The 218-nt window shown below is 31.2% G+C and carries 1 protein-coding gene; it reads left to right on the forward strand.

From position 1 onward, the window contains the following. Positions 1–22 precede the first annotated feature (22 nt). Positions 23–218, forward strand: a 196-nt coding sequence (locus E6A48_RS03775; RefSeq protein ID WP_219708687.1) for a hypothetical protein, incomplete at its 3' end; no start/stop codon positions are given.

The raw sequence follows: 218 nt of genomic DNA on the forward strand, positions 1-218 counted from the left end.
CACAACTAAAGGAGAATTAAAAATGAAAAAAGGATTTATAATTTTGGTTTCTATAGCAATTATGGTATTTGGTTCTGTATCTTTATTTGGATATGGTAGAGGCTATGGAATGGGTTATGGCAGAGGTTACTCAAGAGATTATGGTATGGGTTGTAACTATGGATATAATGCTAGATACAATAATCAAAGATATGAAGGCAGATATTACAACCAAAGAT

The sequence above is a fragment of the Brachyspira pilosicoli genome, from assembly GCF_019402445.1.
Taxonomy (GTDB): Bacteria; Spirochaetota; Brachyspiria; order Brachyspirales; family Brachyspiraceae; genus Brachyspira; species Brachyspira pilosicoli_B.